At 49.2% G+C, this 21,851-nt stretch carries 25 protein-coding genes; 17 read left to right on the top strand and 8 right to left on the bottom strand.

Annotated elements, in window-relative coordinates; genetic code table 11:
- The first annotated feature begins 65 nt into the window (after window positions 1-65).
- Genes ACLTOQ_RS10605 through ACLTOQ_RS10640 form a run of 8 tightly spaced genes read left to right on the top strand, consistent with a single transcriptional unit; the run spans window position 66 to window position 5,973 of the window.
- Complete coding sequence (locus tag ACLTOQ_RS10605) at window positions 66-281, top strand: Flp1 family type IVb pilin (RefSeq protein ID WP_262587145.1); 216 nt, start codon at window positions 66-68, stop codon at window positions 279-281.
- Window positions 278-1,783: a DUF5702 domain-containing protein gene (locus ACLTOQ_RS10610; protein WP_412319375.1), complete on the top strand. Its 1,506-nt coding sequence runs from the start codon at window positions 278-280 to the stop codon at window positions 1,781-1,783. Before ACLTOQ_RS10605 ends, ACLTOQ_RS10610 begins: the two co-directional genes overlap by 4 nt.
- A 27-nt stretch (window positions 1,784-1,810) precedes the next feature.
- Window positions 1,811-2,596, top strand: a complete 786-nt coding sequence (locus ACLTOQ_RS10615) for a TadE family protein (protein WP_337560996.1) — start codon at window positions 1,811-1,813, stop codon at window positions 2,594-2,596.
- Between the two features lie 13 nt (window positions 2,597-2,609).
- Complete coding sequence (locus ACLTOQ_RS10620) at window positions 2,610-3,038, top strand: prepilin peptidase (protein ID WP_412319376.1); 429 nt, start codon at window positions 2,610-2,612, stop codon at window positions 3,036-3,038.
- Window positions 3,039-3,051: 13 nt separating this feature from the next.
- Window positions 3,052-3,495 (top strand): hypothetical protein, encoded by a 444-nt coding sequence (locus tag ACLTOQ_RS10625; RefSeq protein ID WP_262587152.1) that lies wholly within the window; start codon window positions 3,052-3,054, stop codon window positions 3,493-3,495.
- The gene (locus tag ACLTOQ_RS10630) at window positions 3,488-4,867 is read left to right on the top strand and encodes an FHA domain-containing protein (RefSeq protein ID WP_262587154.1); all 1,380 of its coding nucleotides are present in this window, start codon (window positions 3,488-3,490) and stop codon (window positions 4,865-4,867) included. The genes ACLTOQ_RS10625 and ACLTOQ_RS10630 overlap by 8 nt, the downstream gene beginning before the upstream one ends.
- 46 nt (window positions 4,868-4,913) lie before the next feature.
- Window positions 4,914-5,576, top strand: coding sequence for a rhomboid family intramembrane serine protease (locus tag ACLTOQ_RS10635; protein WP_117962535.1), 663 nt, complete (start codon window positions 4,914-4,916; stop codon window positions 5,574-5,576).
- Window positions 5,563-5,973, top strand: a complete 411-nt coding sequence (locus ACLTOQ_RS10640; RefSeq protein ID WP_021915051.1) for an HIT family protein — start codon at window positions 5,563-5,565, stop codon at window positions 5,971-5,973. The genes ACLTOQ_RS10635 and ACLTOQ_RS10640 overlap by 14 nt, the downstream gene beginning before the upstream one ends.
- Before the next feature lie 141 nt (window positions 5,974-6,114).
- On the opposite strand, the gene ACLTOQ_RS10645 is transcribed toward ACLTOQ_RS10640, so the two are convergent.
- Complete coding sequence (locus ACLTOQ_RS10645) at window positions 6,115-7,182, bottom strand: undecaprenyldiphospho-muramoylpentapeptide beta-N-acetylglucosaminyltransferase (RefSeq protein ID WP_262587157.1); 1,068 nt, start codon at window positions 7,180-7,182, stop codon at window positions 6,115-6,117.
- A gap of 37 nt (window positions 7,183-7,219) precedes the next feature.
- Entirely contained in the window at window positions 7,220-7,471 is a 252-nt protein-coding gene (locus ACLTOQ_RS10650; RefSeq protein WP_021915049.1) for a TIGR03905 family TSCPD domain-containing protein, read from the bottom strand.
- A gap of 205 nt (window positions 7,472-7,676) precedes the next feature.
- Between ACLTOQ_RS10650 and ACLTOQ_RS10655 the strand changes: the two genes are divergently transcribed.
- Both ACLTOQ_RS10655 and ACLTOQ_RS10660 read left to right on the top strand, forming a co-directional pair.
- Entirely contained in the window at window positions 7,677-8,330 is a 654-nt protein-coding gene (locus ACLTOQ_RS10655) for a hypothetical protein (protein WP_262587159.1), read from the top strand.
- A 113-nt stretch (window positions 8,331-8,443) separates the two neighbouring features.
- The gene (locus ACLTOQ_RS10660; RefSeq protein ID WP_118497130.1) at window positions 8,444-9,397 is read left to right on the top strand and encodes a D-2-hydroxyacid dehydrogenase; all 954 of its coding nucleotides are present in this window, start codon (window positions 8,444-8,446) and stop codon (window positions 9,395-9,397) included.
- Window positions 9,398-9,598: 201 nt separating this feature from the next.
- Here ACLTOQ_RS10660 and ACLTOQ_RS10665 read toward each other — a convergent pair whose 3' ends face one another.
- On the bottom strand, window positions 9,599-10,123 hold the full coding sequence (locus ACLTOQ_RS10665) for a hypothetical protein (protein ID WP_412319377.1): 525 nt from the start codon (window positions 10,121-10,123) through the stop codon (window positions 9,599-9,601).
- Between the two features lie 181 nt (window positions 10,124-10,304).
- On the opposite strand from ACLTOQ_RS10665, the gene ACLTOQ_RS10670 reads away from it, so the two are divergent.
- Complete coding sequence (locus tag ACLTOQ_RS10670) at window positions 10,305-10,751, top strand: hypothetical protein (RefSeq protein WP_308728247.1); 447 nt, start codon at window positions 10,305-10,307, stop codon at window positions 10,749-10,751.
- Between the two features lie 65 nt (window positions 10,752-10,816).
- Here the strand turns inward: ACLTOQ_RS10670 and ACLTOQ_RS10675 are convergent, their stop codons facing one another.
- The 3 genes from ACLTOQ_RS10675 to ACLTOQ_RS10685 form a co-directional block, all read right to left on the bottom strand.
- Complete coding sequence (locus tag ACLTOQ_RS10675; RefSeq protein ID WP_308728246.1) at window positions 10,817-11,677, bottom strand: sugar phosphate isomerase/epimerase family protein; 861 nt, start codon at window positions 11,675-11,677, stop codon at window positions 10,817-10,819.
- Window positions 11,678-11,890: 213 nt separating this feature from the next.
- Entirely contained in the window at window positions 11,891-12,433 is a 543-nt protein-coding gene (locus ACLTOQ_RS10680) for an NADH peroxidase (protein ID WP_117962559.1), read from the bottom strand.
- A gap of 58 nt (window positions 12,434-12,491) precedes the next feature.
- Window positions 12,492-12,890: a transcriptional repressor gene (locus ACLTOQ_RS10685; RefSeq protein ID WP_308728245.1), complete on the bottom strand. Its 399-nt coding sequence runs from the start codon at window positions 12,888-12,890 to the stop codon at window positions 12,492-12,494.
- A gap of 227 nt (window positions 12,891-13,117) precedes the next feature.
- On the opposite strand from ACLTOQ_RS10685, the gene ACLTOQ_RS10690 reads away from it, so the two are divergent.
- The 5 genes from ACLTOQ_RS10690 (at window position 13,118) to ACLTOQ_RS10710 (ending at window position 18,911) form a co-directional block, all read left to right on the top strand.
- Window positions 13,118-14,605 carry a sensor histidine kinase gene (locus ACLTOQ_RS10690; RefSeq protein ID WP_412287027.1) on the top strand — a complete coding sequence of 496 codons (1,488 nt, stop codon included), beginning with the start codon at window positions 13,118-13,120 and terminating at the stop codon, window positions 14,603-14,605.
- Window positions 14,598-15,287 carry a response regulator transcription factor gene (locus ACLTOQ_RS10695; RefSeq protein WP_021915040.1) on the top strand — a complete coding sequence of 230 codons (690 nt, stop codon included), beginning with the start codon at window positions 14,598-14,600 and terminating at the stop codon, window positions 15,285-15,287. The genes ACLTOQ_RS10690 and ACLTOQ_RS10695 overlap by 8 nt, the downstream gene beginning before the upstream one ends.
- A 24-nt stretch (window positions 15,288-15,311) precedes the next feature.
- Window positions 15,312-16,070, top strand: coding sequence for an RluA family pseudouridine synthase (locus ACLTOQ_RS10700; RefSeq protein ID WP_337426657.1), 759 nt, complete (start codon window positions 15,312-15,314; stop codon window positions 16,068-16,070).
- The gene (locus tag ACLTOQ_RS10705) at window positions 16,042-17,688 is read left to right on the top strand and encodes an O-antigen ligase family protein (protein ID WP_337561011.1); all 1,647 of its coding nucleotides are present in this window, start codon (window positions 16,042-16,044) and stop codon (window positions 17,686-17,688) included. The genes ACLTOQ_RS10700 and ACLTOQ_RS10705 overlap by 29 nt, the downstream gene beginning before the upstream one ends.
- Window positions 17,689-17,813: 125 nt before the next feature.
- Window positions 17,814-18,911 (top strand): AI-2E family transporter, encoded by a 1,098-nt coding sequence (locus ACLTOQ_RS10710; protein WP_021915037.1) that lies wholly within the window; start codon window positions 17,814-17,816, stop codon window positions 18,909-18,911.
- A 2-nt stretch (window positions 18,912-18,913) separates the two neighbouring features.
- Here ACLTOQ_RS10710 and ACLTOQ_RS10715 read toward each other — a convergent pair whose 3' ends face one another.
- Together ACLTOQ_RS10715 and ACLTOQ_RS10720 are read right to left on the bottom strand one after the other, a co-directional pair.
- The gene (locus tag ACLTOQ_RS10715; protein WP_021915036.1) at window positions 18,914-19,645 is read right to left on the bottom strand and encodes a LytR/AlgR family response regulator transcription factor; all 732 of its coding nucleotides are present in this window, start codon (window positions 19,643-19,645) and stop codon (window positions 18,914-18,916) included.
- Window positions 19,646-19,764: 119 nt separating this feature from the next.
- Entirely contained in the window at window positions 19,765-21,099 is a 1,335-nt protein-coding gene (locus ACLTOQ_RS10720) for a GHKL domain-containing protein (protein WP_337426651.1), read from the bottom strand.
- Between the two features lie 186 nt (window positions 21,100-21,285).
- On the opposite strand from ACLTOQ_RS10720, the gene ACLTOQ_RS10725 reads away from it, so the two are divergent.
- The gene (locus tag ACLTOQ_RS10725; protein WP_337426649.1) at window positions 21,286-21,849 is read left to right on the top strand and encodes an accessory gene regulator B family protein; all 564 of its coding nucleotides are present in this window, start codon (window positions 21,286-21,288) and stop codon (window positions 21,847-21,849) included.
- Window positions 21,850-21,851: the final 2 nt, after the last annotated feature.

The raw sequence follows: 21,851 nt of genomic DNA on the forward strand, positions 1-21,851 counted from the left end.
GGGAAACGTTGCATCGAACGTGCAGTAAGAAACGATAAATGATAGGAAGACGAGGAGGAACAAATATGCTGATGTATTGGAAAAACCGTGCAGTGAATGGAGTATGGAAGCTGCAGAGAAGAGTGTATGAGGTGCTCAGAAATGAAGATGGAGTCGGAACTGTGGAAGTCGTGTTATTGATTTTAGTCGCAACTGGACTCGTGCTGATTTTCAAAGACAGAATTACAGAGCTTGTGACGAATATTTTTGGCAAAATCACGTCCCAGGCAGGGAAGATATGAGGCAGAAAGCAGAAAAGTACGCAGACGTGCATCGTGCTGTATCCTGTGTAGATAAGCCCTGGAGCGAGAGAAAGCAGAGTACGCCTGGCTATATGACGGTATATCTTGCACTTGTTATGGGCATTTTGCTTTCGCTGATTCTGGCCGTCCTGACGGCGGTCAGAATCTCCACGATTCGAATGTACATAGAGTGCTGTGCGGATATGGCGTTGGATTCTGCGCTGGCGGAATATCATCGGGAAATGTTGGATCAGTATGACCTGTTTTTTATCGATACGGCGTATCAGACCGGCGATCCATCCTATCATCGGACGGAAGAACATATTTTCCGTTATATGGAACGGAATCTGCGTCCACAGGAGGAATTTTCAACAGCAGGGGCAAAAGACCTGCTGGGGCTTTCGACAGAAGATGTGGAGCTTTTGCAGGCGGGCGTTGCAACTGACGATGGCGGGACGGTGCTGCAGTATCATATCGTCCAGTATATGAAGGATATTTCCGGGCTTTCTTTGGCGGAAACGTTGCTGGAGCAGGGAAACCAGCTGGAAGATTTGCAGGGACGCGATCTGGAAGCAGAGTGGGATGCTGCCGAGGAATCGCTGAAAGAAGAGATTTTTCGCCGGAAAAAGCTTCAGGATAAAGACTGGGATGGAGAAATTCCGGAAACACCGTCGGATGCGGTGCGGGCGACGCGCAGCGAGGGAATTCTGGGAGCAGCGGTGCAGGGAATGCAGCTTTCCAGTGCGTGTCTTTCCGGGGCGGGCAGACCGTCTGTGCGGCATTTAAACAGTGGAACCGGTTTGTCGGATGGAAAGGAAGCTGTGAACAGCCTGGTCGATCAGGGGCTTTTGTATGCTTATATCCTGAAAAAATGCGGCAGCTTCGGGCAGGAGAAAGAAAACAGCGCGCTCGCTTACGAGGTGGAATATATTTTGCAGCAGCAGACGCAGGATCGGGAAAATCTGAAAAAGACGCTGCAGGAGATTTTGTTGCTTCGGGAAGCTGTGAACGCAGCCTTTCTATTTGGAAGCAGCTTAAAAGCGGAGGCGGAAACCGCAGCGGGCGTTATTGCCATACTGCTTGGCTTGCCTGAGATAAAAGACCTTGCAGCGACCGTGATTTTATTTGCCTGGGCATACGCGGAAAGTGTCAAGGATGTCCGAATTTTGCTGCGGGGGGATAAGATTCCGCTTGTCAAAAGCGAGGGAAGCTGGAATACGCCGTTTTCTCAGCTGTTGACCTACAGAAGCCATCTGGATTCCTATCGTTCGTCTGCGGACGGGATGAGCTATCAGGATTATCTCGGCGCGCTGCTGGTATGTCACGGTGCAAAAAAGGCGATTGCAGGACTGATGGATGTGATGGAGAGCGATATCCGGCAGACGCCGGGAAACAGCAATTTTCGGCTGGATGGGCTGATCGACGGGATGCAGGCATGTATCCGGGTAGTCAGCGGCTATACCGGAAGCTATGAAATCACAAGGCGGTACGAGTATGAATAAGCGATTAAGAGGGGAGGGTCGGGCCGGATGCCTTTTTGGAGAAACCTATTATCGAATGCGCTGCTGTTTTCTCTCCAGGACAGCAGTATAAAATACGGACAACATGCTCTCAATTCCCGGAAGCCCAAAGACCGAATTGCCGGATGGATACGCAGGTGGATCTGTCCGGGGCGAAAAAAGGCATCTCGCCGGGCGCTTCCGGCTGGCATGACGGTGGAGGCAGCAGTTGTACTGCCGGTTTTCCTGTTTGCAGTTGCCAATCTTTTATCGCTGTTTCTGGTATTTTGGACGTATTCCTCAAAAGAAGCGCAGCTGCATCAGACGGCCCGTCAGCTTGCGCTGTATGCCTATGGGCAGGAGGATGGAGAACCGGATGTACGGCTGATGCGGCTGACGCCGGTCTCTGCGCCATTTGGGACAGCCGCTTTTCGGAGCAGCTATGTCGTAAACGGGTGCGTGATGCACAAATGGATTGGCTACAGCGGGGACGGGACGGGAGAAGACTGGGAACGGCAGGAAGAAGAGCTGGTTTATATTACAAAATCAGGAGAAGCCTATCACCGGGAACGGAGCTGTCTCTATTTGAATCCGTCCATCCGCCTTGCAGACCGGGAGGAAATAACAGCAGATTATACACCATGCAGCGTATGTGTTGGCAGGGGACGGTTAGAAAATCGGCTGATTTATGTGACGGACGGAGGAAGCAGATATCATAATACAGTAAGCTGCAGCGGGCTCAGACGGACGATTGAAAGCGTCACGCTGATGCAGGCGCTGGAGATGGGCAGACATGCCTGTCCACGGTGCGGATGACAGAGAGAAAAATATGGAAACAGGATTGGCGGTTTTATTTGGAGTGTGTTGTTCGGTAACGGACTGTAAAAGGCGGAAGATTACATTGTCGGTGCTTTTGGCTGGCGCGGCCGCAGGATGTATTCTGTCCGGGATTCGTATCTGGCAGGGAACGGAGAGTGCTTGGGAAATGTTTGCAGCAATTCTTCCGGCGGTATGTCTGGAAAGCGTTGTAATCCTGACTGCCGGAAAGGTCGGGAGCGGAGACGCGGGAATGCTGCTGGTATTCGGGTTGTTGCTGGGGTGGAAAGCATGCGTTTCAATTTTGTGCATGGGCTGTCTGCTGATTGGTGTTGTAGCTGGCTGCGGGATGGGGATCGGTGTGCTTCATCAGAACAGTAGGCTGCCGTTTGCCCCGTTTTTGTTTGCTGCGACGGTGATTACGCAGCTGTTGCAGACGTAAAGATGAGAAAATTATGGAAAAAAACCAATATCAGAAAAAAAAAGAAGCAGACGGTTATGTGGTCGTAGAAGCGGCGGTGCTTCTTCCGCTTGCCTCGATTTTCATTGTGCTTTTGATCGGACTTTGCAGTTATCTGTATCAGGGCTGTTTTCTGATGCAGGCGGCATATACAGCGGCTTTTCGGAGTGCGGCACAGGAACGCCCGGACGCCGGTTATGCGGATGGGCAGTTAAATCAGCTGTTGGAGGGGGAGGTTCTGTCTTTTGGAAAAGAAGAAAGGCAGATCAAAGCCGGAATGCTTCGGGTTGAAGTGACTTTGGAACGGGAAACGCCGCTTGCACGGTTGGCGGCTGTTGGCGACAGAGGACGGCTGAAGGTAAAGCAGACTGCGTATGTCAGGAATGCGGCGGCTTATATCAGAGGAATCAGAAGAGGAAAGGAACTGGGGGATGAATAAGCAGATAGAGCGAAAAAGTGGACAGGATCGGATTGCGGAAAAAGTGATCTATAAACGGGAATTGAACCATAGCTATATGGTATTACCCTGCCAGGACAAGGATATGGCGGAGCGGTATGATTACCGGATTATGCAGCACAATCGAATTGGAAGGCTGCTTCCGTGCAGCCTGCGGTATCTGGATGGGGAAGAGCTTTTATACTATGACATTACTTCCCGCCAGCCGCTTGCACGGCTGTATGAAAGCCGGAGAATGAAGGCGGCAGACCTGGAACGGATTATCCGGGATACAGCAGCGGTACAGGCACAGCTGGGGGAGTACATGTTGGATGAGTCTGGGGTTCTTCTGGAGGAAGAGGTAATTTTTGCAGATGTGGAGACAGGGGAGCTTTATTTTGCTTTTTATCCAGGCGGACTACAGACTGGAAAACAGTATACGGAGTTGGCGGATTTCTTTCTGGAGCATATCGATCATGGACAGGAGCAGGCAGTAAACCTTGCGTATGAATTCTATAAGCTTTCCAAGGCGGATTACTTTGTGCTGTCCTCTTTCCTGCCGTTTCTGGAGAAAGAGATGGAGGCTTCGAAGCAGACCGGGCGGGGAAAGGAGCACGGTTGGTGCGTGTCAGGGGCGTACACGGAAAGCGGTGGACGAAACGGCGGAGAGGGAGATTCGGGAGATTGGAGCTGCAGGAGTACTGTTGGGGCGCGCATAACGCTGCCGGATGGCGAATGGCCTGTAGAGCTGCGAAAAAGTGAAAGTACGTCAGAGTCGGGAACTGTAGGGCAGCGAGGTGCTTTGACAGGCGTTTCTTATCAAGACGCTGAATACGCCTCAGATATCATGACAGAGGGGGATGAACAGAAAGCAGCGCACAAGCCCTGGTGGAAGCGGTTGTTTTCAGGATTTCGGAAGAGCAAGTCTGTCGGGGAGGAATGCGAGGAAGTGTCGGTCAGCAGGATGGATCAGATGGTATGGGACAGCTATGAGCAGCAGCTGTATGAAAATGGCAGTCAGGAGACGGTCTATTTTGCCGATCTGGACAGCATGACAGAGCAGTACGATGGGCTGTACTGCCTGAATGCGCAGGGGAAAGAGCAGCGTCTTGTGCTAAAGGGACTTCCGCTTACGATCGGAAAGCTGAAAGGAAGAGTTTCCGTCGTGCTGTCAGACCGATCGGTCAGCAGAATCCATGCACGGCTGGAGGGATACGGAGGAAGAATCAGCGTGCGCGACCTGAATTCCAGAAATGGAACGAGCGTCAATGGACATAAGCTTTCTCCGAACGAAAGCGTGCAGTTACAGGAGGGGGATATGGTATGCTTTGGAAGAGAGCGCTTTCGGTATGAAAGAGTGCAGGAACAGCGTTGACACCAGGACAGGTAAGTGATACCCTCATTTCAGGAGGAAAACGGCTATGGCATACCGGGAAACGATGGAAAACAACGGGATGGAAGCTGGTAGAGCAAAGAACCAAATCCCTTATTGTACAGTGGTGCTGGTAGCGTTGAATGTCATTCTTTTTCTGATCGGACTGATCCTGCCCAAAGCAGGAGAATGGATGGAATCGGAGGGCTGCTTCAGCGTGGTGTATCTTCTCTATGAGCACAGCGGGTTTTATCGACTGATTACGGCTGCATTTCTGCATGCCGACGTCGAGCATCTGCTCAACAACATGCTGCTGCTCTACTGCTGCGGCGATGTGGTGGAAAGATGCCTTGGAAAGGTGCGCTTTCTGATCCTGTATTTTGGCTCTGCGATTTTCGGAAATCTGCTTTCTGCGGCATATGAGCTTTCAACTGGAAGCTTTTATGAATCGATCGGAGCCAGCGGAGCGGTTTTCGGGCTGACGGGTGCGTTGCTTTTTCTGGTAATTGTCAAAAAAGGAGCGGCTGCGGGAATTTCCCTGAAAAGAGCGGTATTCGCCGTTGTCCTGTCTCTGTATGCAGGGTTTGGCAGTGCGTATGTGAACAATGCGGCGCATGTAGGCGGACTGTTGAGCGGTTTTCTTCTTGGATTTTTATTAAGCATTATACCGCCGGTATTTAGAAAGAAGGGATTTTCACATGAAAAAAGATGATTGTATTTTCTGTAAAATTGCAAACGGAGAGATTCCGTCCAATACGTTGTATGAAGACGACAGCTTCCGCGTGATCCTGGATCTTGGACCTGCGACAAAGGGACATGCCCTCGTGATGCCGAAGGAGCATTTTGGAAATCTTTATGAGCTGCCGGATGACTGGTGTCAGAAAGCATTTTCCCTGGCGAAAAAGATGGCAGGCCAGATGACGGAGAAGCTGCACTGCGATGGCTTTAACCTCGTTCAGAATAATGGTGCGACAGCAGGACAGACTGTTCCTCATTTCCATATCCACCTGATTCCCAGATATGAAAATGACGGACAGACGATCAACTGGAAGCAGACCAGCCCGACCGCAGAAGAGCTGGCAGCTGTAAAAGAAGAAATTCTTGGATAAGACAGACGCACGTTCATCCTCGCAAATATCAGGAAAAAGCGCTGTGCATTTGATGTATCCGGAGTCTGGAAACTGCCGTTCCTAAAAGGAAAGGCTGTTTCCTGCCGAATCGTTCATTTGCACAGCGCTTTTTATTCATGTTCAGTCCGTTATCTCGTTTAAAATTTCAAGAATAGAAGGAATTGCATTGGTCTGGCGGCTTTTTTCCATCGCGTCAATATAGGTCTGTCTGGAGCAGTACAGTGCATGCACTTTTTCTATCAGAAGACCGGGTGACAGGTAGTCTTCGTCGATCACCATGGAGAAGCCCTGTGCCTCAAAGGAGCGTGCGTTTAAAATCTGGTCGCCGCGGCTTGCACCTGCAGAAAGCGGAATCAGCAGGTTGGGCTTTTTGAGGGCGAGCAGCTCACAGATTGCATTTGCACCTGCGCGGGAAACGACGATGTCCGCCATGGCGAAGATGTCCTTTAAATCGTCTTTTACATATTCGAACTGCTTGTAGCCGGGTGTTTTTAATAACAGGTTGTCAATTTTATCCTTACCGCAGATGTGCACGATCTGAAAATCATCCAGAAGCTTTGGAAGCGCTTCGCGGACGGACTGATTGATGACCGCAGAGCCAAGGGAGCCGCCGATGATCATCAGAACCGGCTTGTCGGAATGAAAACCGCAGAGCTTCCTTGCTGCTTCTTTATTTCCGTGCAGCAGTTCTTCTCGGATCGGGGAGCCGGTCAGGATACTCTTTTCAGCCGGAAGCGATTTTAAGGTTTCCGGGAAGTTGCAGCAGACCTTTCGGGCAACCGGGATACAGAGCTTGTTGGCAAGTCCGGGTGTCATATCGGATTCATGGATAACGCATGGAATTTTCAGGGAAGCGGCAGCGCGCACAACCGGGACAGATACGAATCCGCCTTTGGAAAAAACAACGTCCGGCTGCAGCTCTTTTAAAATTTTACGGGCTTCGGAAAATCCCTTGAGTACGCGGAACGGATCTGAGAAGTTTTTCAGGTCAAAATACCGCCGGAATTTGCCGGTAGCGATGCCGTAATAAGGAATGTGGTAATCTGCCATCAGGCGTTTTTCCATTCCGTCATAGGAACCGATATAAAATACCTCGTAGCCGGCTTTTTCGAGCTCGGGAAGAAGGGCAATATTCGGGGTAATATGACCGGCTGTTCCGCCACCGGTAAGTACGATTTTTTTACTCATGATGGGATCTCCTCAAAATTACTTTCTGTCGTAAAAATTACTGCGCCTGCACGATTTCTTCCAGCGCGCGGGCGAGCTGATCAGGACATGACGTGGGCTTGAAGCCGCATTTAATGCCCTTTAAACGTGCGATTGCGTCCTCGGCTTTCATGCCGACTACCAGGCTGGAAATGCCTTTTAAGTTGCCGTTGCAGCCGCCGGTAAAAGCGACAGATTTGATTGTATGCTGATCCGGTTCCATCTCGATATCGATCAGGGTAGAGCAGGTACCTTTTGTCTTGTAGGTCATAGAATCCTCCTTGTTTTGCCGTCGAAAATTCGATTTTCTTGTTCCGATAGGGATTATAGCAGTTTTCCTGTGAAAAAGAAAGGCGGAAATTGGAAATCGATTGTGCGCCTGCGAGGATTGCAGCCGGGAATCCAGGGGCCTTATACTAAAGAAAAAGCGGAACCTGCGCGGCATCAGGACGCAGGAAAGCAGGATGGAGGAAAGCATGACAAGATATCTTTTGATGGGAACAGCAGCGGCGCTTTTGTTTTTTAGTATTTTATGCAGATTTTTTCCGGGTATGCGGCTGAAACGGCTGCTTGGGGAAACGGCGAATCTTTCTGTTTCACCGAATACAATTTTACGGCAATGCGTGTTGAAATACAGCAGCCTGTGCGAATTAAACGGCGGCAGGATGAATACATCGGTTTATGTGGAAAAATTTCTGCGACAGTTGAAATTCGGACGGTTCAGCCTGCGGTTCTGGGACAGACTTGGCGGGCAGCTTTTGCTTCTGTCTGTTTTTGCAGACGGAATCGGAGCCTGCATGGGGCTGATGGGCGGACAGACGCTTGGGAATGTGATCTGGTTTTATCTGCAGGCGTTTTTGAGTCTGTATCTGTATTTTGCGGTGATTGGGATGATCGATACGGCGTCGACGGCAGAGGAACTGAAAATCACGCTGGCGGATTTTCTGGAAAACCGTATGTCGGAGCGGCTGGCGCAGGTAAAGCGGGATAACGACTATCTGGATGAGCAGGAGCGAGAGGTGCGTAGAGAGGTCGAGAGCGTGGGGCAAACCGCTGCTGTCCGCAGAATGCAGGAGCCCAGGGCAGCTGAGTCCGAGTTGACAGAGCTTTTGCGGGAGTTTCTGGCTTGAAGTGCTGTGCGTTTTTTGCTACTCTTATAGGAAAACAGCAGACGGCGCGAATACGCCGGATGAAAAAGAACCCAGGCGGTCGAAGGAACGAGCCGCAGAAATGAGAGGAACACATGAAGATTGTAGTATTGGACAGAAGCAGTGTCGGTGAGGATGTCTCCGTCGAAGCGATAAAGCAGTTTGGCGAGGTGGATTTTTACAACAGCACGCCGGATGAGCTGGTGGCAGAACGGATCGCGGATGCAAATATCGTTGTGGCAAACAAAAGTCCGATGAATGAATCCACAATGAAGGATGCAAAGCAGGTGAAGATGATCTGTCAGCTTTCCACCGGCTATGATAACGTAGATATTGAATATTGTAAAAACAGAGGCATCCATGTGGCAAACGCGCGGAATTATTCGACGGCTGCAGTTGCGCAGCATACAGTTGCCCTGGCGCTCTCTGTGCTGGAAAACCTGCCGTATTATGATAACTACGTAAAATCCGGCGCGTATGCATCACAGCCCCGGTTTGCTCATTTTAAACCCTGGTATGAACTGGAGGGAAAGACCTGGGGCATCGCCGGAATGGGAAATATCGGGAGACGGGTTGCGAAGGCGGCAGAAGCCCTGGGCTGCAAGGTTATTTTTTATGCAACCTCAGGACACAGCGACTGCAGGGACTATGAACGGGTGGATTGGGATACCCTGTTGGCACAGTCAGATATTTTGTCTCTGCACTGTCCTCTGAGCGACAGAACGTTTCACCTGATGAATGCGGACGCCTTTTCCAAAATGAAAAAGAGCGCAGTGTTGATCAATGTGGCGCGCGGTGCGGTTGTGGATACGGATGCGTTGTATGAGGCGTTGGTAAACGGAGAGATCAGAGGAGCGGGCACGGATGTGTTCGAAAAGGAGCCGATCCTTGCAGATAACCCCCTGGCGACGCTGAAAGAAACCGGAAAGCTGCAGCTGACGCCGCATATGGCCTGGGCGAGCATCGAAGCGCGGGAACGCTGCGTGGAGGAGACCTGTAAAAATATCGCGGCATTTATCAGCGGAGAAGGACGCAACCTGGTTGTGTAAACTTTTTACAACACTTTGCCCCTGCCATTCGTTTTCCTAATGAAAGCAGAATTACAAAGCTGCTCCTGTACAGGATGCCGGAAGACGTTCCGGTTAAGGGACGGAATAAGTCCATAATTGTAGTATCTATTAAAATCCTGGACACAGCCGCTTTCCGGCGCTGTCAGATGCGGCAGCAGGGAAGCGGCTGTGAAAATTTTATTACTGTTTTACTTTTTCAATGGAAATAATTTCACCGGTAAAGCTTTCGATTTCGGATAAAATACCGGTATAGGTGACGGTCACGCGGTCGCCGGATTTGATCTGGTCGAGCCCGTCCGGTCGCTTATCGGAATCATAGGAAAATGCGTGGGGTGTCCCGTCATCGGAAACGACGACGAACATAAAGTCCTTCATTTCCTGAATTTTGCCGGTTACGGTGGATGTTTTGCCGGACATCAGACCGTCCTGTGTTTCGGCGGCAGTTCCGTTGGCTGCGCTGTTTCCGTTGGAGTTGGAGCCGGACGCCGTTTCGGAAGGAGCGTTTCCGATAAGATCGGTGGCGCTGCTCTCCGGCGTGATGGAGTCGGTCTGTCCGTTCATCGAAGTTTCTTCGGAAAAATCAGATTCCGAAGCGATCTGGGTCTGCGGCGGAACGGTTTCGGTCGCAGTGTTTCTGCCGCATGCCGCAGCGAACAGCAAAATCGTGGTTAAAAGAATGGAACCTGCAAAAGAAAGTTTTTTCATAATTTCCCTCATTTCTGCGCACATTTTTTGCGCATGTCGAGTTTGTGTCAAGTGCGCACAGACACAAAGCTCGCGATTGAAAAATTTTCTTTTTCAATCTTTATACCTCCGTTTTTTTATTATGTGCAGAAAAAAATGAGATATGCGGTATTATTAAAAAAAGGGCTTTTGGGGGTTGGGCTTGAAAAAGTGGGAAGCTTTTGTTACGATGGGAGCAGAAAAAACGTCGGAGAGAGGGGACGACATGACAGCGCTGGAATTTATTCACAAACATCAGAACGATGAAGATAACGGGGAATGTCTGATTCTGCCGGATGGCAGTGTGGAAGAGCCGTTGCCTTCGCATATTGGCAGGCTGGTTGAACTGACCGGGATGGATGCCGGCGCTTTGCACGGCAGAATGGAAAAAAATATGGAGCCGCTGTTCTGGCTGGTGGAATACACCGGCTGCATGTCCGTGTGGCAGACGCGGGTAGTAGCGCCGACAGTGCCGACGGGGCAGCAGCAGGCTGCGCTTGAAGAGCTCCATGACGCTGCATTTCTGGCGCCGAAGTATCTGATGCAGACGCCGGGACAGGAATATGTGGAGAGCGTGCACCAGGCGAAAGAAGAGCTTAGGGATAGATAAAAACAGCCGCTGCTGCCGGAAAAACCGATGCAGAGCGGCTGAATTTATATGATGGGTCTGGAGCCTTACAGTGCTTCAAACATATCGGAAAGTCTTTTTGCGGATGCCGCGAGGTCGCAGAGCCCTTTTTGGGTCGTTTCCGGTGTAAATGCTTCGAGGTAGCTGCTCGCTTCCAGTGTAAAGTAACCGGAGTAGTTGATGTCCTTGAGCGCCTTTACGACAGCGTCGAAGTCGATGGACATGGAAAACGGAATCTGATGGGAATCGTGCCAGCAGTCGTTATCGTGGATATGCAGCGCCTGCAGACGGTTTCCGAGTGCGCGGATCATGTTGGCTGCACCTTCTCCGGAACCGCGCATTTCTGCATGTCCGATATCCAGGCAGGCAACGAAAAAGTCGTCGTTTACGACGTCGAGGTGTTCGTTAAAGCTTGCAGAGGTCGCACATGCCGCGAAAGAGGACTGATCCTTTTCCTTGTCCCAGCCCCACATATTTTCGGTTGCGATTTTAACGCCGCATTCTTTTGCAAACGGCAGCAGATCAAAGTACATTTCCGCGTTTTCCTGGGCGGACAGGTAGTTGTCCGGATGGATGATGCAGATTTTGCCGCCTGCCTCTGCGGTGCATTCCAGCGCGCGTTTTAAGTAGGGGATGATCGGTCCGCGGGACGGGAACGGCGCGTGCGATTGATTGCAGAGGATGCCGTTGTCGAGACCGATCTGTTTTAATCTGCGCGCGAAGGCGAGATAATTGTCGGAAGCGAGCGGATTGTCATTGGGTAAAAAGCATCCGGCGCTCCAATCATATTTGCACATGTCGAACATGGAAAAATCCCATGCGTCAAAGCCTGCTTTGGCGGTATATTCTACAGCCTTTTCTTCGCCGACCAGCGCTGCAGCCGAGGCGATTTCTGTCGATATTTTCATAAGTCCCTCCCGTTTGTAACGCACGCGAAAAAAGGATGGCGTGCGGTAATATGGAGCCGAGGCACGGCTCGTGTCTACGCACAGTATAGCATAGCAGAGGGGGGAAAAACAGAGGAAGTTTGCGAATTGAGAAAGAGTTTGAAAAAATGAGGTGTGGCTTTTGATGCCACACCTCAGAATTTTTGTAAACCTTGGTAAATACGGGATTTTTCATTAACCGAAGTATCTCTTTAACAGACCCTCAAATGCTTTTCCGTGTCTGGCCTCGTCACGGGCCATCTCATGAACAGTATCATGGATTGCATCCAGGTTCAGAGCCTTTGCTCTCTTTGCCAGATCAGTCTTACCAGCGGTAGCGCCGTTCTCAGCTTCTACTCTCATCTCCAGATTCTTCTTGGTGGAGTCGGTAACAACTTCGCCTAACAGCTCTGCAAATTTTGCAGCATGCTCAGCTTCTTCGAAAGCTGCCTTTTCCCAGTACAGACCGATTTCGGGATAGCCTTCTCTGTGTGCAACTCTTGCCATAGCCAGATACATACCAACTTCAGAGCACTCGCCCTCGAAGTTTGCTCTCAGGTCAGCGATGATATCTTCCGGAGCGCCCTGTGCAACGCCTACAACGTGCTCAGCAGCCCAGTTCATTTCGCCGGACTGAGCGACGAATTTGGAAGCGGGAGCATGGCAGATAGGACATTCTTCCGGAGCCTTTTCACCTTCATAAACATAACCACATACAGAACATACGAATTTCATAATTTTAATCCCCTTTCTTATTCATGACAATGGGTTTCATTGTCTGATTTGTTGTGAAAAATTAACTGTGCTGTTTGTTTAAACAGCAGTGGCAGATCCCCTGAAAATACACTGCATGTCCGTCGATCCGGTTTCCATCCACGGATGTCCCGTGAAGAGAATCGAAGGAATCCGGAAATTCGGTGTGCAGGTCGAGAACGCTGCCGCATTCCGAGCAGATAAAGTGATAATGACGGCTGGTATCGGCATCGAAGTGATCCACACCGTCCCCAAGCCGGAGTCTTGCGATCTCACCGAGGTCAGCAAGCAGCGTCAGGTTCCGGTAGACAGTTCCAAGACTGATGTTTGGAAAGTCTGCACGGAGAGAGTGATATACCACATCTGCGGTCGGATGATCTTTGCGTGTCATAAGGAAGCTCTTGATTGCTTCCCGCTGACGGCTGTACTTCAAAGCCGGCATTGCTTCATCTCCTATTCGACAACGATAATCGTTATTGTTATCATGGCTTTATTATAGGTCGCCGATCCGGAAATGTCAACACCATTTTTTAGATTTATACATTTTTTAGAAATATATTCTTTCTATTTTATAAAAAGAAAAAAAGGATGTGGTATACTGAAAACAGTAATGCAGTGCAGTCGGGAAATGCAGACTGTCTGCAGCAAAAGACAGGGAGTTGTCAGATCATGAAATTTAAGACAAAGCTTGCAATCACATTTTTGACGATCATCCTGCTTCCGGTTTTATTGTCCCTGTGTGCGTTTCTGGGTATTGGGACGGTCATGATGCGGTCGGGAGATCAGACGACCTACGGCGAAGGTATGCGGGCGTACAGCATGATGTCGGAATCGATCGATGCGTTCAGTCAGGCGACGGATGAGCTGTTCGATACGATTCAGGAGCAGGCGCGGGAAAATACGCACCGGCTGGAGGACAAGGCGTATTTGGATAAATTAAATGAAGAAGCGGCGGATAAATCTTCCTATATTATCATCCGAAAAGGGGATCAGATTTACTATGCCGGAAATGCGGCTGCCGCGCAGCAGATTTTTTCCAGGCTGCCGGCGTATGGGCTGGAGAGCGAGGAAACGGATTCCGCATATTACTTTAATGATATGCGCAAGCTGGTAAAACAGATTGATTTTCAGTTTGCAGACGGGACAGAGGGCAGCGCATTTATTGTAACGCGGATCACGAGTATATTTTCCAAGACGTTCCTGCTGGATATGTTTCTGGCGATCATATTTATTCTGGTGCTTACGGCGATGGTGCTGACCCAGTGGATCCATAAGGATGTATTTGCTCCGATCAACCGGCTGAATCTGGCGATGCAGAAAATCGCGGAGGGAAACTTCGATTATATGCTGGAATCCGAGGACGACAACGAAATTGGCGAGCTGTACCGCAACTATGAGGACATGCGTCTTCGGTTAAAAGAGTCCACAGAGGAAAAGATTCAGAACGAAAAGCAGAACCGCGAGCTGATCAGCAATATCACGCATGATTTAAAAACTCCGATCACGGCGATCAAGGGCTATGTGGAAGGAATTATCGACGGTGTGGCGGACACACCGGAGCGTCGGGACAAATATCTGCGCACGATTTACACAAAAGCAAACGACATGGATCGGCTGATCAATGAGCTGACCTATTATTCCAGTATTGATAATAATCGTATTCCGTACAATTTCCACCGGATAAACGTTGCAGAATTTTTCGCAGACTGCGTAGAGGACGTCGGGCTGGATCTGGAATCGAAAAATATCCAGCTGAACTATTCCAATCTGGTGGAGCCCGACACCCGGATTATCGCAGATCCGGAGCAGCTCAAAAAAGTCATCAACAATATCATTGGCAACAGCATCAAATATATGGACAAAGAGAAAGGTGTGATCGATATTCGCCTGCTGGATGAGGTGGATTCCATCCGGGTAGAAATCGAGGACAACGGCAAGGGAATCGCGGCAAAAGACCTCGGCAATATATTTGAGCGGTTTTACCGGACGGACGCATCCCGCAACTCCATGAAAGGCGGAAGCGGAATCGGGCTGTCCATTGTGAAAAAGATCATCGAGGATCATGGCGGATACATCTGGGCGACCAGCAAAGAGGGCGAAGGAACATGTCTGCATTTTGTGATTAGAAAATACAGGGAGGCGGAAGCAGATGAGTAAAATTTTAATTATCGAAGATGAAGTGGCAATTGCAGATCTGGAAAAGGATTATCTGGAGCTGAGCGGATTTGATGTACAGATCGAATATGCGGGTGACAAAGGACTTACGCGCGCACTGAAAGAGGATTTTGACCTGATCGTGCTGGATCTGATGCTGCCCGGCATTGATGGGTTTGAGGTATGCCGCAGGATCCGGGAGGAGAAAAATGTCCCGATCCTGATGGTGAGTGCGAAAAAGGATGACATCGACAAAATCCGTGGCCTGGGTCTGGGTGCAGACGACTATATGACGAAACCGTTTTCTCCGAGCGAGCTGGTAGCGCGCGTCAAGGCGCATATGGCGCGGTATGAAAGGCTGACGAGCAGCCATCAGAAAACAAACGATATTATAGAAATCCGTGGCCTGAAAATCGACAAAACGGCAAGGCGTGTATGGATTAACGGCGAAGAGAAAGCATTTACGACAAAGGAATTCGACCTGCTGACCTTCCTTGCAGAGAACCCGAACCATGTTTTTACCAAAGAAGAGCTGTTTCGGGAAATCTGGGATATGGAATCGATCGGCGACATTGCGACCGTAACCGTCCATATCAAAAAAATCCGTGAAAAAATCGAAGTGGACACCGCCAATCCGCAGTATATCGAAACAATCTGGGGTGTTGGATATCGCTTCAAGGTCTGAAGCATATCCGGAAATGAGGGGAACGTGGCAGTAAAAATTATATACGAAGATAAAGATATTCTGGTTTGCGAAAAACCGGCGGGACTGGCGGTTCAAAGCGCCCGGATTTCCGAGCCGGATATGGTCAGTGAGCTGAAAAACTACCTGACGGGGAAGCAGTCGGCGGGCGCGCCCGGCAAATCTGCGGAAATCTCGGCGTTTGGCGGCACCCGACAGCCGGCATCGGCAACGACGTCCGTCGGAGTGCGCAAGCCGCAGTCGGTCTATCTGGGTGTCGTGCACCGGCTCGACCAGCCGGTTTCCGGTCTTTTGGTTTTTGCCAAAAATAAAAAAGCCGCAGGTGCGTTAAGCACCCAGACTGCGCAGCATCAGATGAACAAAATCTATTACGCAGTCGTGTATACGAAAGAAGACCTGACCGGAAAACGCGGAACACTGACAGACTGGTTGGTAAAGGAAGCTTCTATTGCTCGCGTCTGCGATGCTTCGCAGAACGGTGCGAAAAAGGCGGTTTTATCCTGGAAATGTCTGGCATGTCAGGGAAACCGGGCACTTTTGGAAGTGGAGCTGGAAACGGGAAGATTCCATCAGATCCGGGTGCAGATGGCGCATGCGGGGATGCCGCTTCTTGGCGATCAGCGCTACGGCAGCGAAGAGAGTCGGGAGGTATCCATGCAGCTCGGGATTCGGACAATCCGTCTGCAGGCAGTAAAACTTGCGTTTTGTCATCCGACAAGCGGGAAAAGAGTATGTTATGAGCTTACGGACAAACTTACACTTTGAAAGCAAATCTGCGGTTTCGTGGCTGACCGCCCTGTGGATTTTTCTGATGACAGTGGTTTTTCCTTATTCTATGAAGGATCACTATTCCCAGATGGGCGTGCGGAAGTTTTCGTTTTTCCTGACAGTCAGTCTGGTGTGCCTGATTCCTGCAGGCGTGCTGGCGGCTGGAAGCTGGGGAAAAGACTGCGCAGCGAAGGTGTTTTTGCGGATGCACAAGCCGGAGTCAGACGCAAAGACGCAGACAGGTGTGCAGGCACAGGCACACCCAGCCGCTCGTTCTCTCAGCAATTTAGATATTGCCATGCTGTGTTACCTTGCAGCGATTTTCGTTTCGTGGCTATTTAGTGTTGACCGTGCGGCGGCATGGACTGGCACAGATGGCTGGTCGATGGGGCTGCGGACGCAGGTACTTCTTGTGCTGATGTATTTTCTGGTATCGAGGTATCTGATCTGGTGGAAAGGGCTGCTGGCAGTACATATGCTGGCGTCCGGCGGCGTGTTTTTGCTGGGGATCCTGCACCGGTTTTCGATCGATCCCCTCGGAATGTATCAGGGCCTGGATGAGTCGTGGCAGCTGTTGTTTCTTTCGACCATCGGGCAGGCGTCCTGGTATTCCGGATATGTCTGCGTGGCGCTGACAGCTGGAGCTGCGGTGTTTTTTATTGCAAAAGACAATAGAATCCGCATGGCAGCAGGGCTGTACTGCATGCTGGGCTTTGGAACGGTTGTGACTCAGAACAGCGACAGTGCGTTTGCTGCGATGGTGTTTTTGCTTCTGGGATTGTTTCTTGCAGGCTGCGACAGCTTCGATCGGATGGAACGGTTTCTGGAAACGCTGCTGTTGATGTTTGGAAGCTTTAAATTGATCGGAATTTTGCAGGAGTTATTCCCTGAGAAAGCAAAACAGCTCGGCAGCCTTTCGAAATTTTTATCAAAAAGTACGGCGACATGGGTATTTTTTCTGATCGTGTGCATGGGATACATTGTGCTGCTGTTGTACCGGCAAAAGCATGAAGCTGCAGAAATTATCCGCTGTGGGCGGACTTTGCGAAAGATTGCAGTGATCGGCGTGGTCGGTCTGATGCTTCTTTTTGTGGTGACGATTTGGGCGAATACAACCGGTCTGCTGCAGAAATGGTTCGGGGTTTCCAGTACGGGCCAGTATCTTTTATTTGATGAATATTGGGGAAATTCCCGCGGCTTTTCCTGGAGCATCACGGCGGAAACGTTTGCAAAGCTGCCGTTGTGGAGAAAGCTTACGGGCGTTGGACCGGACTGTTATTCGGTTTACTGCTATGCAGACACAGATCTTGCGGGCAGACTGCATCATTATTTCGGGCAGAATCAGACGTTGACGAATGCGCATAATGAATTTTTAAACCAGCTGTTCTGTACCGGCGGGATCGGATTTGCAGCGTTTGTCGGATTTCTGGCTGCTGCGGTGTGTCGCTTCTGGAAAAACAGGGAAAAAGAACCAATGGCGTTGATGGGGCTGCTGGCGGTACTCGTTTACGGTGCGCACAACTTTTTCTGTTATCAGCAGGTTTGCTGCATTCCGTTTCTGTTTCTGCTGATCGCTATGTCAGAAAATCTGGTGCGGAAAGCGGCAGAAAAATAGTAGAAAGGAATACCCAATATCACGAATCGCTTTTTGAATCCTGATCCTGATATCATAATAATGTCGAAATTACTCATACTAAGTCTCAATGGAGATGGGAAAACATCTGCGGAACGGAGAATGGTATGGGTAATTTTTTTGAAAAAAACAGCTGTTTGGAGAAGAAGGATAGCGCTGCGGATGCAGAGGAAAATAGAGAGAATGCCCGGTCTTGCAGGCAAAAAGTGCTCTATGCTGCAGGGCTTGCAGGCGGGTTATACGCAGTGCTTCGATATTTGCTGCCGCTTGTTGCACCGTTTGTGTTTGCTTTTTTCATTGTCCGAATTTTATATCCGCAGCTTTGCCGGGCAGAGAAAAGGCTGCGGATTCGCAAAGACATCCTGATGGCAGGATTTTTGCTGCTTTTGACCGGAATCCTTGCGGCTGGATTCTTTTTTCTGCTGTCAAAGGGAACTGCATGGGCGGTAAAAATCGGAAGTGAGTCAGGAGCGATCAAAGATCAGGTGAATATAGCGTTTGAAAATGGCTGTTGCAGGGCGGAAGAGCTTCTCGGGAGGGAACAGGGAGAAATTCGAACGTTTTTTCAGGATAAGGGAGACGAAATGGCGAAAACTGTCGGTCGGGAGATTTTGCCAAAGGCTGCGGACTGGACGGCGAAATCCTGCAGCTTTGCGCTGCGGACAGGAGCGTTCTGGGGGATCGGGATGATCGCGGCGTTCTGGCTGTGCAGGGATTATGCGCGTTTTTCGGAATGGATGAAAAAGAGCGAGATCTGGGAAAATATTGACAGAATCTTACGGATGACAGGCGGTTACTGCAGGGCGCAGCTGAAAATTCTGGTGATCATATCAGGAATTACAGTTTTGGGGCTTTGGATTGGAAAAGTCAGAAATGGTCTGTGGATTGGATTATTGGCAGGGATTTTGGACGCATTGCCGATGATCGGAACCGGCATTGTACTGATTCCGACTGCAATTTGGCAGCTTTTGAATGAAAATCCTCAGGGTGCGGCATTTGCTTCGGTTACCTACGTCGCGTGTATTGCAGCACGGGAGCTTCTGGAACCGCGCCTGTTGGGTGCGCAGATCGGTCTGCCGCCGGTGCTGATGCTTTTGTCAGTCTATGCAGGTGTGAAAGTGTTTGGAGCCGGCGGCATTTTTCTGGGACCGTTGTATACAGTGCTGTATACAGAAGGACTGCGGCAGATTTTCTGCAGAAGCTGAGGTTATTCAATTCCCATCAGGTGCTGCAGCTGAGAGAAACGCCTCTGTGCACAGGGGCAGACCGCGCCGTTATCCAGAACAATCTGGCAGGGGCGGCGATACAGCGTGCGGATATGCGCAGTGTTTACCAGGCAGGATTTGTGACAGAGAAAAAAGCTCTGGTCGAGTTTGGAGAGCGTTTCATTCAAGGAGCCGCTGCACTGGTAGATCGCAGTCGTCGTATGGACGGTGATGCGGTGCGCACCGGTCGCTTCGATATAAAGAATTTCATGGATTGGTATGAATAAATCCTGATCGGGCATCCTGAAATGCAGCCGACCGTTCGGAGAAGCCGGAATTTTACTTTTCTCGAGAACGCTCTGCAAACAGTGAAGAATCTGCAGGGTGTAGTTCGGATCGTCTTTGATTAAAAAACCCAGCGGTTCTACCTGATAGCGGAACGTTGTCATTGCCATTTCGGAATGCGTCGTAGTAAAAATAATGAATGCGCGCGGATCCTTCTGGCGGATTGCTGAGGCAAGTTCGATTCCATCCATGTCAGAGTGCAGATGGATGTCGAGAAAATAAACGGCATTTTCGGGCTGATCCGGAAGCAGATTCAGCAGCTCATGCGGCGTGTGGACGGCCTGTCGAATCTCCATGTCGTAAGCTTGAATGAAAATGTACTTTTCGATCATGGATTTGAGAAGATCAAGCTGAAGCGGGTTATCCTCACATAAATAAATTGGTATCATGTCATCCCCCATTCTGCCGCAGAAGCGGCATGAAATCTTTATGATTTAATGAGCGCAAGAGAGCGGGAACAGGCAAAGCCTGCTCATCGCGAACGGCGAAATTATTGAGTGAGCTATGCTCACGATATATTATGATAATTCTTTTTGAAGTTGGAAACAACAAGAATCTGTTTAAAAAGACCGTTTTCGCAGATCGTGTTGGAGGTCAGCTCCGGCGCATTGGCGATCAGCATATTTGCGGTGGGAAGTCCAAGACCGCTGTGCGCTTCTTTGGAAGAAATACTTGGCTTGAAAAGCTCTTCCAGAGGGAAAAGAAGCGGCTTCGTCGAGTTTTCAATATGAAAAATAACAGAATGCACCTTGCACACGATTGCAATATGAAACCGTTTCTGTTCGGTTTCGGAAGCAGCTTCGATCGCGTTATCCAGAAAAATACCCAGCACTCTGGAAAGAGTGAGCAAATCAGTGGAAAGTTCTGTGATTTCCTGCGTCAGCTCGAAGGAAACATCCAGCTGACGGTTCATTGCCTGTACCATTTTTGTATACAAAAGACCCTTGATCTCCGTCACCTTGATCAGCGACAGACGCGCAAGGGTGTCGTCCTGATTGACCAGAATGCTGCTGCTCGTGACGATACTGGAATCAAAATAATTCCGAAGCTTGTCCATATCGTTTTCCTGGATGTAGCCGGTAATGGTGGAAAGAATGTTCAGGTAATCGTGTTTGAACCGTCGGATGTCCTGATAATGATTTTCGAGCTGTGCCATGTAGTGTGTCAGATTTTCCTGCTCACGGGCCTGAAGCTCCAGCTTTTTGTTGGCCTGAAGTGTGTTGTAAAGCATCAGAAAAATCAGGACGTTTGCTGTTGCGAAGCAGAAAATCAGGATTCCGTTGAAGAACAGAATATCGCTCGGATAATGAAGCAGACTGCCGAAAATGATGTTGATCAGGAAAATACAGGAACAGATTGTGACCTCCAGAAACAAAAGCAACTGAATCCGCGGAGGGATTACATTTTGATCCGTGACCAGCTTCCGGTGCAGACGGTTGCCGATAAACAGACACGGCAGGATGCAAAGGAGGGCGTGGAGGATGGAGAACAGGAGCGTGAGGGGAAGGGAGGTCAGAATGACATCAAAATCATATCCGGCGATACGCAGCGGAATAGTGACAGCGTAGTCAGTCAGAACACTCCAAGCCCATAGAATCTGAAAAAAGAGAAGATTGTATAATCGATCCTTTTTATGAAACAGCAAAATAATAATCGCTCCAAGTAAAAAGATCGGGATGCCATATTGCCCGGAAAACGGGGCCAGAAAAATACAGATAAAAATTGTGTATAAGTATAGAGGGTAAGTGATTTTTCGGGGCAGACGTTTTGAAAGGATCAGATGACACATCAGTATAAAAGTGGTAGTTGAAATAAGTTGGCATAAAAAAGTAAGTAAAGTCATAAGCAAACCTCCTAGTGCATATATTATATTATCATGAGGACAAAGAAAGATGAAGCAGAAACGGAATATGAAAAAACGTAAAAATAATAACAATAGGTTTGCGTTTGGGTTAAAAAATGATGCGTTTAGGAAAAAATGATTTATCCATAAAAAGGTGTGATATCTTTAATACAGGAGGAGAGGACAATGATAGACAAGCTGGCAAACCAGATAGCGCAATGGAATAGAAGAGAATTAAAACTGACAGAGACAGAAAGTAAAGTCATAGAGTTTGGGCTTGGTGTATTTCTGGATGTGTGCGTAAAATTTTTGATTCTTTTTATGATCAGCGTTTTGATAGGAAAAGAAGTTGAATTTGCATTATGTTTATTATCCTTTTGTGGATTAAGATGTTGGGCAGGCGGAGTTCATTGCCCAACAAGAGGGACATGCTTATTGGCTATGATTGCTTTATGTTTTATTAGTCTTGTGGCAGGTAGCCTTTTAGAAAACTGGGGAATTGGAGTATTTGTTGTTTTATGGGGACTCTGCATTCTGATTTTATGGTTAAGGGCACCTGGAAGAACGAAAACAGCGCCATTGTTAGAAGCAGAAGAGAATCTTCGAAAAAAGGTATATTCTATATTATTTTGTGGAGGGCTGATTTTGCTGAGTTTATTGCTTACAAAATCGAACTGGCGTGGAATTATTGTAATTTCCGCACTGCTGGAGTCGCTCAGTATTCTTCCTTGTAAAAGGAATAAAATATAATA

The sequence above is a fragment of the Gallintestinimicrobium sp. genome (assembly GCF_046968865.1).
Taxonomy (GTDB): Bacteria; Bacillota; Clostridia; order Lachnospirales; family Lachnospiraceae; genus Gallintestinimicrobium; species Gallintestinimicrobium propionicum.

Bases quoted from the DNA above. Each gene is read 5' to 3' on its own strand.
- ACLTOQ_RS10605 (WP_262587145.1), top strand. From the start codon at position 66: ATGCTGATGTATTGGAAAAACCGTGCAGTGAATGGAGTATGGAAGCTG.
- ACLTOQ_RS10610 (WP_412319375.1), top strand. From the start codon at position 278: ATGAGGCAGAAAGCAGAAAAGTACGCAGACGTGCATCGTGCTGTATCC.
- ACLTOQ_RS10615 (WP_337560996.1), top strand. From the start codon at position 1,811: ATGCCTTTTTGGAGAAACCTATTATCGAATGCGCTGCTGTTTTCTCTC.
- ACLTOQ_RS10620 (WP_412319376.1), top strand. From the start codon at position 2,610: ATGGAAACAGGATTGGCGGTTTTATTTGGAGTGTGTTGTTCGGTAACG.
- ACLTOQ_RS10625 (WP_262587152.1), top strand. From the start codon at position 3,052: ATGGAAAAAAACCAATATCAGAAAAAAAAAGAAGCAGACGGTTATGTG.
- ACLTOQ_RS10630 (WP_262587154.1), top strand. From the start codon at position 3,488: ATGAATAAGCAGATAGAGCGAAAAAGTGGACAGGATCGGATTGCGGAA.
- ACLTOQ_RS10635 (WP_117962535.1), top strand. From the start codon at position 4,914: ATGGCATACCGGGAAACGATGGAAAACAACGGGATGGAAGCTGGTAGA.
- ACLTOQ_RS10640 (WP_021915051.1), top strand. From the start codon at position 5,563: ATGAAAAAAGATGATTGTATTTTCTGTAAAATTGCAAACGGAGAGATT.
- ACLTOQ_RS10645 (WP_262587157.1), bottom strand. From the start codon at position 7,182: ATGAGTAAAAAAATCGTACTTACCGGTGGCGGAACAGCCGGTCATATT.
- ACLTOQ_RS10650 (WP_021915049.1), bottom strand. From the start codon at position 7,471: ATGACCTACAAGACAAAAGGTACCTGCTCTACCCTGATCGATATCGAG.
- ACLTOQ_RS10655 (WP_262587159.1), top strand. From the start codon at position 7,677: ATGACAAGATATCTTTTGATGGGAACAGCAGCGGCGCTTTTGTTTTTT.
- ACLTOQ_RS10660 (WP_118497130.1), top strand. From the start codon at position 8,444: ATGAAGATTGTAGTATTGGACAGAAGCAGTGTCGGTGAGGATGTCTCC.
- ACLTOQ_RS10665 (WP_412319377.1), bottom strand. From the start codon at position 10,123: ATGAAAAAACTTTCTTTTGCAGGTTCCATTCTTTTAACCACGATTTTG.
- ACLTOQ_RS10675 (WP_308728246.1), bottom strand. From the start codon at position 11,677: ATGAAAATATCGACAGAAATCGCCTCGGCTGCAGCGCTGGTCGGCGAA.
- ACLTOQ_RS10685 (WP_308728245.1), bottom strand. From the start codon at position 12,890: ATGCCGGCTTTGAAGTACAGCCGTCAGCGGGAAGCAATCAAGAGCTTC.
- ACLTOQ_RS10690 (WP_412287027.1), top strand. From the start codon at position 13,118: ATGAAATTTAAGACAAAGCTTGCAATCACATTTTTGACGATCATCCTG.
- ACLTOQ_RS10695 (WP_021915040.1), top strand. From the start codon at position 14,598: ATGAGTAAAATTTTAATTATCGAAGATGAAGTGGCAATTGCAGATCTG.
- ACLTOQ_RS10705 (WP_337561011.1), top strand. From the start codon at position 16,042: ATGAGCTTACGGACAAACTTACACTTTGAAAGCAAATCTGCGGTTTCG.
- ACLTOQ_RS10710 (WP_021915037.1), top strand. From the start codon at position 17,814: ATGGGTAATTTTTTTGAAAAAAACAGCTGTTTGGAGAAGAAGGATAGC.
- ACLTOQ_RS10715 (WP_021915036.1), bottom strand. From the start codon at position 19,645: ATGATACCAATTTATTTATGTGAGGATAACCCGCTTCAGCTTGATCTT.
- ACLTOQ_RS10720 (WP_337426651.1), bottom strand. From the start codon at position 21,099: ATGACTTTACTTACTTTTTTATGCCAACTTATTTCAACTACCACTTTT.
- ACLTOQ_RS10725 (WP_337426649.1), top strand. From the start codon at position 21,286: ATGATAGACAAGCTGGCAAACCAGATAGCGCAATGGAATAGAAGAGAA.